We start from the raw sequence: 12,964 nt of genomic DNA on the forward strand, positions 1-12,964 counted from the left end.
CGCCCGCGCTATAGTTGGGAGGAACGCCGCCTGGCCGGCGCCACCGCTGTAATAAGGAGGAATTCATGGACCGCACCGCAAACGCCGTCTGGAAAGGCAATCTGAAAGAGGGCACGGGCACGCTCGACACCCAGAGCGGAACCCTGAAGGGCACGCCCTATTCGTTCAAAGCCCGCTTCGAGGACGAGAGCGGCAAATCCGGCACCAACCCTGAAGAGCTGATCGCGGCGGCGCACGCCGGCTGCTTTGCCATGCAGTTTTCGCATTTCCTGGCCGAGAACGGCACGCCGGCCACCGAACTCGACGCCAACGCCGTGGTGACGCTGGTTCCCGGCACCGGGATCACCGGCAGCGCCCTCACAGTGGTCGGCAAGGTCCCGGGCATCGACGCGGCGAAGTTCAAGGAATTGGCCGAAAAGGCCAAGGCCGGCTGCCCGGTCTCGAAGGCGCTCGGCGCCATAAACGTATCGCTCGACGCCAAGCTCGGCTGAAGGCCCGAACGGCAAATTCATCCAGAAACCGCCGGCCCTTGGGCCGGCGTTTTCGTTTGCGGTCAGCCCTTCAACGCGGCCGCCCGCACATCCGATGGCGTCGCGCCGTAGCGCCGCCGGAACGCCCGGTTGAAATAGGAGAGGTCGTTGAAGCCTGCCTCGAAGGCGATCGCCGTGATGCTGCGTCCGGCATGACGAGGATTGCTGAGCATCCGATGCGCGCGCAACAGGCGCTGGCACAGCATGAAATCCGACAGCGACGTGCCTTCGCTCTCGAACAGTTTTCTGATGTAGCGGGCCGAAAGGCGGTGACGGCGGGCGATGTCTTCGGCCGACAGGTCGCCGCCATGGGCTGTTATTTCGGCCTTGATGGCACGCAGCCGCGCCACGCGCACGCCTCGGCCCCGGGCGATTTCTGCCGCGTCTCGGGTGGCACCCATGGCCAGAGCGACGAGATCGAAAATATGCGTCGTCGCCAGATGCCAGGCCTCCGGGGTCAGCACGTCGCCGGCATCCTGGATCGACCTGACATAGTCGAGCAGCAGCCGCATCGCCCCGCCGGAGGTTGGCAGCGGCTGCATCAGCGCCGGCGCCGGGTCGCCGATCAGCGGTGACAGTGCCTTGAGCGAGAAGCTCATATTGACGAAGCGAAGACCGCCTGGCTGGATGACATTGAGGCCGACCTCCTCGCCGCTCATCATCAGCGCCTGGCCGTTGCCGACCGGCTCCTCGCGGCCGCGATGCTTCATCACGCTTGCGCCATCGAGGGCGACCAGGAGGACGAGATCGTCGCTGTCGATCAGCGACGTCGAATGATGGACGCGAAATTCCGAACACGTGCCCGTGGCGATGCCGAGTCCAGGCAACGCGCGCACCTGCATATCGACATGCGTCGGGCCGAGTGGATCGAGATCGACCTTGAGCACCGTGCGGCCATAGACCTCGCGCATGACCTCGACGCGATCCCGCTCCGGAAGCGCGTCCGTCATCAGTCGGAACGAGGCGGTTGGCCCCATCGTCGCCGTCACCGGCATCCCCCATGCCTCAGGTCAATTAGAAGCGGCGTGATATGCGCCGCGCCTCCGAAAACGTCAATACAGGGCCGTTTGGGCCGTTTTTAGGGCCGCTGCGTCCAAGCTGCCCGCTTTTGCCGGACCTAGTTTGCAGCGCGTTTCCGATCAGGAAGCGCATCGCAAACAGCCACAAGGGGGTTCGATGTATCATTTGCAATTGTTCAGGACACTGTCGGGGCTCGCCTCGGCAGGCTTCAATCCACGCGTCTATCTGTTGTCCATCGCTCTCGGCGGAACCGTCGCCGACCATCGCGATCCGAACCGGCCGTGTGGGGAGCGACGGCCATGAGCGTCCGGCATACAGTCCTGGCGGCACCGGTCCTGTGCCTCGGCCTATCGGGCTGCGTCGGCATCAACCCGGTTTCTGCGGTCGTCGGCATGGCCGGCATGGCGGCGGCCAACTCCGCCGGCATGGCGCAATCGAGCGTCATCAGCCCGCAGGAGCAGGCGAAGTACGCCTCGATGTCCTGTGCGGATCTGCGGCAATTGATGGCAGGTTACGAAGAGGCGAAGAACCATGGGCCGTCGGTCAAGAAATACGGCGGCATGGCGCCGGCCGGCAAGACGGCGATCGTCAACAATGTCATCGGCACGCGGCTTGTCTATCTCCGGCAGCTTGTTGCGAGCAAAGGATGTTGAGGGCCTCGTCACACCACGCCTGCCGGGCGGCACTTGTCGGGCTTGCCGGCTGGCTGGCCTTCAGCGCCGGCGGCGCTTACGGCCAGGGCAAGGGACCGACGACACGCTCGCGCCTCGGTGCGATGCCGGCAGCGCTTGTCGGCAAGTGGGGTTTTGCAGTTGCCAGCGGCAATTATTGCGACACATTCAGCAACTGCGATCCAGGCAGCGGCGGCAGCGTCACCTTTACCTTCGGGGCTGACGGGCGCACCTATTACGCGCTGTTCCAATCGTCTCTGGTCGACGGCTGCGGTCAGGTCCGGTCGCTGACCCTGAAAACCGGCAAGGCCTCCGTGCGCGGTTCGACCCTGGTTTTCACGCCGACGGCAGGAACCTACAAATCCGTCAATGGTTGCCGGCCCGACCTCACGGGCCTCTGGAAATTCAAGCCCGGTGACCTGAAGCCGGTCTCCTTGCGTTGGCAACTGGACGGCAACCAGTTGCGGCTGATCGACCCCGACGGCGAAGCGAGCGGCGTTTACTCGAGGAGGTGAGCCTAGCGCTCGCCGGTCAGCGCGTCGATGCGGGCGCGTAACATTGCAATCTCCTCCTCGAGGGCGCTGACGCGCTCCTCGAGGCCGGAGGCAGATGAAGCAGCCGACGCAGCCTGCATGGCGATGGGGGCGATCTGCGGAGTCCCGCTCAGCAGATGGACGTAACGCTCCTCGCGCTGGCCCGGTCCGCGTGGGATTTCCTGGATGAGTGGCGGTCGGCGGCCGATCAGCATGTCGAGCTCGGCGCGCAGATCTTCGATCGACGAAAACCGTGCCATGCGCTCGGTGCGCGCCGACAATTCATGGGCCGTCTGCGGCCCGCGCAGCAACAGCAAGCCGATCAAGGCGGTCTGCGGTGTGGTCAGCGAGAAGCGCTGCGCCATCTGGTGCTCGTAGCGCTCGACACGCGAACCGAACATCTGCCGCACCAGCCCCTTTTGTTCGAGCAGCTTCAGCCCCCGGTGCACCTCGCTCTGCTCCAGCGCCATCACCGGCTCGCGCGCCGTCTTCTGGTTGGCGGCGGCCAGTGCCGCGTTGAGCGTCAGCGGATAGACATCCGGCGTCAGCTCCTTCTTCTCGATCAGGCAGCCGAGAATGCGAGCTTCCACAGGGGAAAGGATGGGAAGGTCATCGCTCATTGGATTACTCTCGCCGGCAACCAACCAACCGCCTAAACCCTTCTCTCCACCATCATCTTCTTGATCTCCGCGATCGCCTTGGCCGGGTTGAGGCCTTTGGGGCAGGTCTGCGCGCAGTTCATGATGGTGTGGCAGCGATAGAGCCGGAACGGGTCTTCGAGATTGTCGAGCCGCTCGCCGGTGGCCTCGTCGCGGCTATCGATCAGCCAGCGATAGGCCTGCAGAAGCGTTGCCGGGCCGAGATAGCGGTCGCCGTTCCACCAATAGCTCGGGCACGAGGTCGAGCAGCAGGCGCACAATATGCATTCATAGAGCCCGTCGAGCTTCTCGCGGTCCTCATGGCTCTGCAGCCACTCCTTGGCCGGCTCCGGCGACACCGTCTTCAGCCAGGGCTGGATCGACGCGTGCTGGGCGTAGAAATTGGTGAGGTCGGGCACCAGGTCCTTGACCACCTGCATATGCGGCAGCGGGTAGACTTTTACCGCGCCGGAAATGTCGTCGCAGCCCTTGGTGCAGGCGAGCGTGTTGGAACCGTCGATGTTCATGGCGCAGGAGCCGCAAATGCCTTCGCGGCAGGAACGCCGCAAGGTCAGCGTCGGGTCGATCTTGTTCTTGATCCACAGCAGCGCGTCGAGCACCATCGGCCCGCAATCGTCCATGTCGACGAAATAGGTATCGATGCGCGGGTTCTCGTCGTCGTCCGGCGACCAGCGATAGATGCGGTATTCCCGCAGATTGGTGGCGCCCTCCGGCTTCGGCCAGGTCTTGCCCGGCTTGATCTGCGAATTCTTGGGGAGCGTGAGTTCAACCATGTTCGATCCTCAATACACTCTGGCCTTGGGCGCGATCTTGGCGAGGCTGATGCCGCCGTCCTTTTCAGCCAGCTGCGGCTCGGTGTGCACCGGCCGGTAGGAGAGTGCCACCTTGCCGTCTTCGCTCAGCCTGGCCAGCGTATGCTTGCGCCAGACCGCGTCGTCGCGCGCCGAAAAGTCCTCGCGTGCGTGCGCGCCACGGCTCTCCTTGCGCGCCTCGGCGCTGTAGACCGTGGTGATGGCATTGGCCATCAGGTTTTCCAGCTCCAGCGTTTCGACCAGATCGGAGTTCCAGATCATCGAGCGGTCGGACACTTTGATGTCCTTCAACTCGCCCCAGATCTGCGAAATGCGCTTACAGCCATTTTCGAGCGACTCCTGCGTGCGGAATACGGCCGCGTCTTCCTGCATCGCCTTCTGCATCTTTTCACGCAGCACCGCCGTCGGCGTCGAGCCGTTGGCGTGGCGCAGCCGGTCGAAGCGGTCCATGATCTTTTCGACCGAGGCTTCGTTGGGCGAAGGGATCGCCGACTTGCGGTCGATGACCTGGCCGGCGCGGATCGCCGCCGCGCGGCCGAACACCACAAGATCGATCAGCGAATTCGAACCGAGCCTGTTGGCGCCGTGCACGGAGGCGCAGCCGGCTTCGCCGACAGCCATCAATCCGGGCGACACCTGGTCTGGATTGAGCGCCGTCGGATTGAGCACCTCGCCCCAGTAATTGGTCGGCACGCCGCCCATATTGTAGTGGACCGTGGGCAGCACCGGGATCGGCTCCTTGGTCAGGTCGACACCGGCAAAGATCTTGGCCGATTCCGAAATCCCTGGCAGCCGCTCATGCAGGACGGCGGGATCGAGATGGTCGAGATGCAGGAAGATGTGGTCCTTGTTCTTGCCGACGCCGCGGCCCTCACGGATCTCCAGCGTCATGCAGCGCGAGACGACGTCGCGCGAGGCAAGGTCCTTGGCTGACGGCGCGTAGCGCTCCATGAAGCGCTCGCCCTCGGAATTGACGAGATAGCCGCCCTCGCCGCGCGCACCCTCGGTGATCAGGCAGCCGGCGCCATAGATGCCGGTCGGGTGGAATTGCACGAACTCCATGTCCTGCAGCGGAAAGCCGGCACGCGCGGCCATGCCGCCGCCGTCGCCGGTGCAGGTGTGCGCCGAGGTGGCCGAGAAATAGGCGCGGCCATAGCCGCCGGTCGCCAGCACCACCATCTTGGCCAAGAAGCGGTGGATGGTGCCGTCATCCAGGTTCCAGGCGACGACACCGGTGCAGGTGCCGTCCGGCTCCATGATCAGGTCGAGCGCGAAATACTCGATGAAGAACTGCGCATTGTTCTTCAGCGACTGGCCGTAAAGCGTGTGCAGGATGGCATGCCCGGTGCGGTCGGCGGCGGCACAGGTGCGCTGCACCGGGGGACCTTCGCCATAGTTCATCATGTGGCCGCCGAACGGCCGCTGGTAGATCTTGCCCTCTTCGGTGCGCGAAAACGGCACGCCGTAATGTTCGAGCTCGTAGACCGCGGCCGGCGCCTCGCGCACCAGATATTCCATGGCGTCGACATCGCCCAGCCAGTCCGAGCCCTTGACGGTGTCGTACATGTGCCATTGCCAGGAATCGGGACCCATGTTGGACAGCGAGGCGGCAATGCCGCCTTGCGCCGCCACCGTGTGCGAGCGGGTCGGGAACACCTTGCTGATGCAGGCGGTGCGCAGCCCCTGTTCGGCCATGCCGAGCGTGGCGCGCAGGCCGGCGCCGCCGGCGCCAACGACCACCACGTCGAACTTGTGGTCGACAAAGGTATAGCCTGCCGTGTTGGCTTGTTTCGCGTCCTTGGCCAACTCAGCCTCCGAATGCCAGCTTGAGCAGGGCGAAGATCGAGGCGACGCCGACCGCTATGGTGAAAAATGTATTGAGCGCGATCAGCGCCAGCTTCATGCCTTCGCCATGCACGTAATCCTCGATGATCACCTGCATGCCGATCCGCATATGGGTGAGACCGGAGATGAGCACCAGGGCCATCACCAGCGCCACGAACGGGTTGGCAAGGGCTGCCCGCACATGCTCGTGGTCGGCGCCGTTGAGCGCGATCAGGAAACCGACGAAGAACAGGATCAGCGGGATGTTGGCGATCGCGGTCAGGCGCTGGCGCCAGAAATGCCCGGTGCCCTCGCGGGCGGAGCCGAGGCCGCGGACCCTCGCCAGCGGCGTGCGCATGTCGGTGTTTTTGCCGCTCATGATCAAGCTCCCCGCGCCATGGTGCCGGCGATCCATATCAGCAGCGTGAGCAGGATCGAGCCGGCCAGCGTCGCCCAGGCGATCTTCGAGGCGGTATGCTTTTCCAGGCCCGCGCCCGTGTCCCAGATGAGGTGCCGTACGCCGCCCAGCATATGATGCATCAGCGCCCAGGTGTAGCCGAACAGGATGATCCGGCCGAGCCAGGTGCCGAAGGCCCAATTGGCCCAATCGAAGGTCGCCTGCGAGCTTGCCGCCGCCATCAGCCACAGGGCGACCAGCAGCGTGCCGAAATACAGCGCGCCGCCGGTGATGCGGTGAATGATCGACATCGTCATGGTGATCGGCGGCCGGTACACGGTGAGGTGCGGCGAAATCGGCCGTTCACGTCTGGCAAATTCGCGGGTGGCTGGTGATTTGCTCATGGCTCCCCCAGTTCGGCGTCTCTCTGGAGCCTCAGGTGGAAATGCGGCATTGCCGCTTCCGGTTGCGACTTCGGACAGCCGGTTTCTAATGCTCTTTTTGCACCGCGTCAAAGCCAGAAAACCGTTTCGAAAACGTAATTTAGTCTGACTAAAAGGCGGGCTTTGGCTTCAATCGATTAGGCCGGGAAGGCCTGAAGCCGGCTCGATATCGCTGCAGTGCAACATATCTGGCCCCAGGGCCCAGCGGTGGTGAGACTGGCGTCAGCGTTTGCAGGTCTGCGGCGTCGATCCCTTCTTCATCACCAGCGCCTCGCGCCCGTCGATCACGATTGCGTCATGCGTGGCCGCCTGGTAGCGGCTGCTCTGGTTGGCAGGCGACGCCGCAAACTCCTCGGTCGCGCCGTCGGACCCGACCACACGCAACGACGTGCCTAGATTTTGGATGGAAATCATACCGTTGTTGCCGCATCTGTAGGTGGCCGTGCCTGTGCCTGGTCGCGGCGCGGTAAGGTCGGTGATGATCTTGGTTGCAGCTGCCGGAGGCACCGCGGCTGCGACGGACTGCTGGGCCGGCGCAGGTGAGACGACGACGGTATTGGCTGCCTTCGGCGCGCTGTCTTGCGGCACACAGGCAGCGACGACACCGAGCAACGGGAAAACGGACACCCAAATCGGCCGGCGTAGCGCCATATGCTGTCCTCCCGCGCGGCAAGCGGCCACGATGCTTTGTCCAGATCACGATCGTCCCGACGCCAAGGCGGACGCCGCCGCGATGGTGCGGCCAAGCATGGCCGAATGATGGCCACCGGGTTTTCCATCCAGTCGGATATTAACGGATATTAACCATGTTTACCGAGACATCGCCGCCAAACGCGCCGGCCTCTTAACAAAGGTTAAGAAACCGTTAATTTCTGATTCGAGGAGGCTTTCCCTCAAGACACGGAGGACGCCATGCGTTCGAATTCGGGCAAATCGCGCCTTGCGGCGCTCGTCGTAGCAGCCTCGGTCGCCGGCCTTGCAGCGCCAGCGCTTGCCGGCGCACGGCATCAGGATCGCGTCTACGCCGATTCCTTCGGCAACCTCGTCGTCGACAGCGCCGCCGGCTACAAGCGCATCATCGTCGGCCAAGGCAGGCTGGCCAAGCAGCTCTCCGACTACACCAGCGCCGGCCAGCCCAAGGTGATCTACGAGAACGAAGCCGACGAAATCGGCGGTTATAGCGATTGCTACCGGCCGCCGGTGCTGGTGAAGGGCCGCTCCTATATGTACGGCCTCTCCGACGGCGAGATGCCCGAACTCAGCCCCTGCCGCTAGCTTCCGTTCCGGCTGACGAACAGTTGCCGGCAGGCCCGACGGAGACGCGCACGCAATCGCGCCCGGCATTCTTCGCCTGATAGAGCGCCTGGTCGGCCCGCCGCATCAGATCGGCAAAGTCTTCGCTCGCATGGAGTTCGGCGACGCCGAAGCTCGCAGTGCAGCGGTTGTCAGCCGGCAGTCCGTCTATGGGCAGCGCGCCGAAGGCGCTGCGCGTTCCCTCGGCGAACAGCCGCGCCGCGGCAAGGTTGGTTCCCGGCAGGATGATGGCGAACTCCTCGCCGCCAATGCGGCCGGCAACGTGATGCGCGGCGGCGGCTTCACGCAGGAAGCCTGCAAAAGTCTCGATCACCCGGTCGCCGGACGCATGGCCGAAGCTGTCGTTGACGCTCTTGAAATGATCGAGATCGGCTATGACCAGCGCGACCGGCACGCCTTGCCGCAGGGCGCCAAGCACCGCCAGTTCGGCATGGCGGGTGAAGCCGCCGCGATTGAGCAGGCGCGAAAGCGTGTCCGTCTCCGACTTCGACGTCACTTCGGCAAGCACGTCGCGAACCAGGATGGCCAGCATCAGCAGCGCCAGCGCCAGCGCAAAGACAGTGCCGAGCGATTGCGACACCAGCGCGTAGTTGCTTTGCAGATAGGCTTGCGGATTGGCGCCCCAGCCGCCGAGCGCATGGGCGATGAATGGCTTGGAGGCAAACTGCAGGCCGCTCGCCGCCAGCACGGCCATCAATATGCGATCGAGACGGTCAAGCTTTTGCCTCGATGACCAGACGATGGCGAGCCCGATGAACTGCATGACCGCATAGGGAAGCTGATAAGCCATGATGCGGATCAGCGACTGGCGGGGCAGGTCCTGTACGAAATACACAGCTATGGTGGTGGCCAACAGGAAAAACAGCATCGCCTTCCAGGGCGGTGCCACGCCGTATTTGCGGGCAAGCCCGCCATTGAACGCAATGGTGGCGGCAAGGAAGACCGCGAAGGCGGCAACGACCGGGAGCCGCGCGTCGGCAAAAGCGGGAATGGAGAATTCGATGGCCGAATAGGCCATGCCCAGCAGATAGCCAAATGCCAGCCAGCGCGCCGGCGCCCGGCCGACATCGTGGAAGGCGACCGCCATGAAGCAGGCCGCCAGCAGGCCGGCAACCGACAGATTGATCAACAGGATGAAGTTGGCGCCGCTCATGTTCTCCCGCACCCGCGCCGACAGCTAATCATCGACGGGCGAAGAAGACGTTAACGTCCTGGCCGGCCAGGATTCAGCCGGTCTTGAGCGGCTCCGGCAGGAACGCCGTTTCCGGCCGCTCATAGGACAGGCGTACACTGTCGCGGCCGTTCTTCTTGGCCTTGTAGAGCGCATCGTCGGCACGGCGCATCAGCGGCTCCAGCGCCTCGTCACCGCTGCGGGCCGCCACGCCGAAGCTTGCCGTCACCTTCGTTCCCTGGGGAAGCCCGTCGACATGGCCGGCCGAATAGACCGTGCGCACCGCTTCGGCGAACAGCCGTGCCGCGGCAAGATCGCTGAGTGGCAGCAGCACGGCGAATTCCTCGCCGCCGATACGCCCGGCAACACCGCGCGCGCCGGCCGCCGACCGAAGCTTGGCGGCGAAATCGGCAATCACGCGATCGCCCGCCCCATGCCCATGCACATCGTTGAGCGCCTTGAAATGATCGAGGTCGGCCAGCACCAACGCGACCGGGAACCGCGCCGAGGCGCAGTGCCGCAAGAGCAGCATGCCGCGCTCCTCGAAGCCACGCCGGTTGAGCAGGCCCGACAGGGGGTCGGTAAAGGTCTCGGTCTTCAACGCCTTCAACACGTCGAGTGCCGCGGCGGAAAACAGGCACAGCGCGATAAGCAGCGACAGCAGCGCGTGCGACAGCAGCGCCGTCGTCCAGTAGGACGAGCCATAGAACCCGTCATAGCTCGTGAAGGGCCCGTGCGCGATGACGACGATAAGGGTGCGCACGAAGAAGTTGACGCCCGACAGCAGCGACAGCACGAACAGGATTTTCTCGGTCGGGCCGTTGTTGCGCACCGGGCGCAGTTCGGCGGCAACCAGAAGGCTGATACCGCCGAAAGCGAAGTTCATCGCCAGGATGCGCCAGGTGAGATCCGGCGCGATGAACAGGAACCAGCAGAACGACGCCAGTCCCCCCCAGGCCAGCGCGCCGATCCCCACATAGGGCACCTTGCGGCCATAGCGGTGGACGATGGCGCCGGCCAGGCAGCAGCCGGCGATGCTGAAGCAGATGTTCGACACCAGCTTGGTCAGCGGCATGCCGATCGGCAAGGTGAAATACTGGAGCAGGAAGCCGATCGCCGAGAGACTGTAGCTGAGCGCCAGCACGGCCAGATAGGGGCGGTGGCGCTGATAGGACCATAGCACGAGGAATGCCGCGCCGAGCGCCAGCGCGATCGTCGGGTTGAGCAGCGCTATGAGCAGACCCGTGTCCAAACGACTATGACTTCCCCTCGCTTACGTCGGGGAAGAGCTTAGAGGGCAAGCCCAAACAAGCGGTTAAGCCTCGCCGCAAGCAGAACCGCCATCTCAAAATAATGTCAGGGAACCGCCGTCTCCGGTCAGCGTTCCTTCGTTGACAATCTGGAGCGACCGATGGCCGACACAATAACACTGACCGACCACGATGCGATCCGCTCGTGGGCTGCCGGGCGCGCCGGCTTTCCCGCAATCGTCGACATCTCGCCCGAAGCGGGGACGCAGCCCATGTTGAGGCTGGTCTTCGGCCAGCACGCCTATCAGGATCAGGACCAGCCTGAACGGCCGCTCAATGCGGGAGGCTATGAACTCGTCGAATGGGACGAATGGTTCAAGCTCTTCGAGGAACAACAGCTTGCGCTTGTGGTCGCGGCCGAACAGCCCGGACGCCGCGAGGAGTTCCACGAACTCGTCCGCCGTGACGGGAAGCGTTGACCCGAGCCGGGTGCGGCTCGGGTCCGTTCAAGTCCGGACTACTTCCACTCGCGAATGTCGACGAAATGGCCGGCGATCGCCGCCGCGGCCGCCATCGCCGGCGACACCAGATGGGTGCGGCCCTTGAAGCCTTGCCGGCCCTCGAAATTGCGGTTCGAAGTCGAGGCGCAGCGTTCATGCGGCTTCAGCCGGTCGTCGTTCATGGCCAGGCACATCGAGCAGCCCGGCTCGCGCCAATCGAAACCGGCGGCGACAAAGATCTTGTCGAGGCCTTCGGCTTCCGCCTGTTCCTTGACCAGGCCGGAGCCCGGCACGATCATCGCATCGACATGCGGGCTGACCGTCTTGCCTTCGACCACCTTGGCGACGGCGCGCAGATCCTCGATGCGGCCATTGGTGCAGGAACCGATGAAGACGCGGTCGAGCGTGATGTCGGTGATCCTGGTGCCCGGCGTCAGACCCATATAGTCGAGCGCGCGCTGCTTGGAGGTGCGCTTGTTCTCATCGGTGATGTCGTCCGGGTTCGGCACGATGCCTTGCACCGACACGACGTCCTCGGGCGAGGAGCCCCAGGAGACGATCGGCGGCAGCTTGGCCGCGTCGAGCACGATCACCTTGTCGAAATGCGCGCCCTCGTCGGACTGTAGCGTCTTCCAGTATTCGAGTGCCGCATCCCAGGCCGCGCCCTTCGGCGCGCGCGGCTTGTCCTTGACATAGGCGAAGGTCGTCTCGTCCGCGGCGATCAGGCCGGCGCGCGCGCCGCCTTCGATCGACATGTTGCAGATCGTCATGCGGCCCTCCATCGACAGCGCACGGATCGCCTCGCCGGCATATTCGATGACATAGCCGGTGCCACCGGCAGTGCCGATCTCGCCGATGATGGCCAGGATGATGTCCTTGGCGGTGACACCTTCCGGCAATTGGCCGTCGACACGCACCAGCATGTTCTTGGCCTTGCGCTGGATCAGCGTCTGCGTCGCCAGAACATGCTCGACCTCGGATGTGCCGATGCCATGCGCCAGCGCGCCGAAAGCGCCGTGCGTCGAGGTGTGGCTGTCGCCGCAGACGATGGTCATGCCGGGCAATGTAAAGCCCTGCTCCGGACCGATGATGTGGACGATGCCCTGGCGGATATCGTTCTCGGAATAATATTCGACGCCGAAATCCCTGGCGTTCTTGGCCAGCGCCTCGACCTGGATGCGGCTTTCCTCGTTCTTGATGCCGAACTTGCGCTCGGGCGAAGTCGAGACATTGTGATCGACCACGGCCAGCGTCTTTTCCGGATGCCGGACTTTACGGCCGGTCATGCGCAGGCCTTCGAAGGCCTGCGGGCTGGTCACTTCATGGACCAGGTGGCGGTCGATGTAGAGCAGGCAGGTGCCGTCGTCCTGGCGATCGACGACATGGTCGTCGAAAATCTTGTCGTAGAGGGTGCGCGGTGCGCTCATGTGCGTAAATCCGTCGATATGAGAATGGGAAAGAGCAGGTGCCGGACCTCCGGCCCGGCGAAACGACCCCGATGGGTCGGCCTAGGGTAGTCGGCTGGTCAGCGCCCCGGACACGCGCGCGGAGAAGCGCGACGGCAGGCGTTTTCTGTCCTGCAGCACGAACCCCTTGTAGGCCGGATCGCCAAAAAGCTCTTCCATGGCGTGGCTCATATCAATGTTTTGGGTTTTCGGCAATTGGAAGCTGCCTTCGCAGAACTCGGGTTCCTCGTCCTCACTTCCACACCTTCAGGGGGAGAGGAAGGGAGCCGACCTTACTTAAGCTAGCGCCTTCCTCTACCCCGTCGATCGGGGGAGAGCGACTATCTGGGGTGTCAAGTTGCACTCGCGAACTCGTTGCGCGCATCGCGTGCTTT

Annotated in this window: 15 protein-coding genes; 5 read left to right on the forward strand and 10 right to left on the reverse strand. The window is 64.0% G+C overall.

What is annotated here, in order from left to right; translation table 11 throughout:
• The first annotated feature begins 65 nt into the window (after nt 1–65).
• Complete coding sequence (locus LB559_RS32410; protein ID WP_224675873.1) at nt 66–491, forward strand: OsmC family protein; 426 nt, start codon at nt 66–68, stop codon at nt 489–491.
• 62 nt (nt 492–553) lie between these two features.
• Here LB559_RS32410 and LB559_RS32415 read toward each other — a convergent pair whose 3' ends face one another.
• A complete protein-coding gene (locus tag LB559_RS32415; RefSeq protein ID WP_013528882.1) occupies nt 554–1,525 on the reverse strand; it encodes a helix-turn-helix transcriptional regulator in 972 nt (323 codons plus the stop codon).
• A gap of 324 nt (nt 1,526–1,849) precedes the next feature.
• Between LB559_RS32415 and LB559_RS32420 the strand changes: the two genes are divergently transcribed.
• Both LB559_RS32420 and LB559_RS32425 read left to right on the forward strand, forming a co-directional pair.
• Nucleotides 1,850–2,203, forward strand: a complete 354-nt coding sequence (locus tag LB559_RS32420; protein ID WP_013528880.1) for a hypothetical protein — start codon at nt 1,850–1,852, stop codon at nt 2,201–2,203.
• Complete coding sequence (locus LB559_RS32425) at nt 2,197–2,736, forward strand: hypothetical protein (RefSeq protein WP_013528879.1); 540 nt, start codon at nt 2,197–2,199, stop codon at nt 2,734–2,736. The genes LB559_RS32420 and LB559_RS32425 overlap by 7 nt, the downstream gene beginning before the upstream one ends.
• A 2-nt stretch (nt 2,737–2,738) precedes the next feature.
• Here LB559_RS32425 and LB559_RS32430 read toward each other — a convergent pair whose 3' ends face one another.
• The 6 genes from LB559_RS32430 to LB559_RS32455 form a co-directional block, all read right to left on the reverse strand.
• Complete coding sequence (locus LB559_RS32430) at nt 2,739–3,374, reverse strand: YceH family protein (RefSeq protein WP_024504993.1); 636 nt, start codon at nt 3,372–3,374, stop codon at nt 2,739–2,741.
• Nucleotides 3,375–3,406: 32 nt separating this feature from the next.
• Nucleotides 3,407–4,186 (reverse strand): succinate dehydrogenase iron-sulfur subunit, encoded by a 780-nt coding sequence (locus tag LB559_RS32435; RefSeq protein WP_013528877.1) that lies wholly within the window; start codon nt 4,184–4,186, stop codon nt 3,407–3,409.
• A gap of 9 nt (nt 4,187–4,195) precedes the next feature.
• A complete protein-coding gene (gene sdhA, locus LB559_RS32440; protein WP_224675874.1) occupies nt 4,196–6,031 on the reverse strand; it encodes a succinate dehydrogenase flavoprotein subunit in 1,836 nt (611 codons plus the stop codon).
• 1 nt (nt 6,032) lies between these two features.
• On the reverse strand, nt 6,033–6,428 hold the full coding sequence (gene sdhD, locus LB559_RS32445) for a succinate dehydrogenase, hydrophobic membrane anchor protein (RefSeq protein ID WP_013528875.1): 396 nt from the start codon (nt 6,426–6,428) through the stop codon (nt 6,033–6,035).
• Between the two features lie 2 nt (nt 6,429–6,430).
• Nucleotides 6,431–6,850: a succinate dehydrogenase, cytochrome b556 subunit gene (gene sdhC / locus LB559_RS32450; protein ID WP_013528874.1), complete on the reverse strand. Its 420-nt coding sequence runs from the start codon at nt 6,848–6,850 to the stop codon at nt 6,431–6,433.
• A gap of 261 nt (nt 6,851–7,111) precedes the next feature.
• Nucleotides 7,112–7,540 (reverse strand): hypothetical protein, encoded by a 429-nt coding sequence (locus tag LB559_RS32455; protein WP_024504990.1) that lies wholly within the window; start codon nt 7,538–7,540, stop codon nt 7,112–7,114.
• A 261-nt stretch (nt 7,541–7,801) separates the two neighbouring features.
• On the opposite strand from LB559_RS32455, the gene LB559_RS32460 reads away from it, so the two are divergent.
• Complete coding sequence (locus tag LB559_RS32460) at nt 7,802–8,164, forward strand: hypothetical protein (protein ID WP_024504989.1); 363 nt, start codon at nt 7,802–7,804, stop codon at nt 8,162–8,164.
• On the opposite strand, the gene LB559_RS32465 is transcribed toward LB559_RS32460, so the two are convergent.
• Nucleotides 8,148–9,356 (reverse strand): sensor domain-containing diguanylate cyclase, encoded by a 1,209-nt coding sequence (locus tag LB559_RS32465; protein WP_224675875.1) that lies wholly within the window; start codon nt 9,354–9,356, stop codon nt 8,148–8,150. The genes LB559_RS32460 and LB559_RS32465 overlap by 17 nt on opposite strands.
• Before the next feature lie 73 nt (nt 9,357–9,429).
• The gene (locus LB559_RS32470; protein ID WP_224675876.1) at nt 9,430–10,626 is read right to left on the reverse strand and encodes a GGDEF domain-containing protein; all 1,197 of its coding nucleotides are present in this window, start codon (nt 10,624–10,626) and stop codon (nt 9,430–9,432) included.
• A 159-nt stretch (nt 10,627–10,785) separates the two neighbouring features.
• Between LB559_RS32470 and LB559_RS32475 the strand changes: the two genes are divergently transcribed.
• On the forward strand, nt 10,786–11,103 hold the full coding sequence (locus LB559_RS32475; protein ID WP_013528869.1) for a hypothetical protein: 318 nt from the start codon (nt 10,786–10,788) through the stop codon (nt 11,101–11,103).
• 38 nt (nt 11,104–11,141) lie between these two features.
• Here the strand turns inward: LB559_RS32475 and leuC are convergent, their stop codons facing one another.
• Nucleotides 11,142–12,551: a 3-isopropylmalate dehydratase large subunit gene (gene leuC / locus LB559_RS32480; protein WP_027163297.1), complete on the reverse strand. Its 1,410-nt coding sequence runs from the start codon at nt 12,549–12,551 to the stop codon at nt 11,142–11,144.
• Nucleotides 12,552–12,964: the final 413 nt, after the last annotated feature.

It is taken from the genome of Mesorhizobium sp. BR1-1-3 (assembly GCF_020165455.1).
In the GTDB taxonomy this organism is placed as follows: domain Bacteria; phylum Pseudomonadota; class Alphaproteobacteria; order Rhizobiales; family Rhizobiaceae; genus Mesorhizobium; species Mesorhizobium ciceri.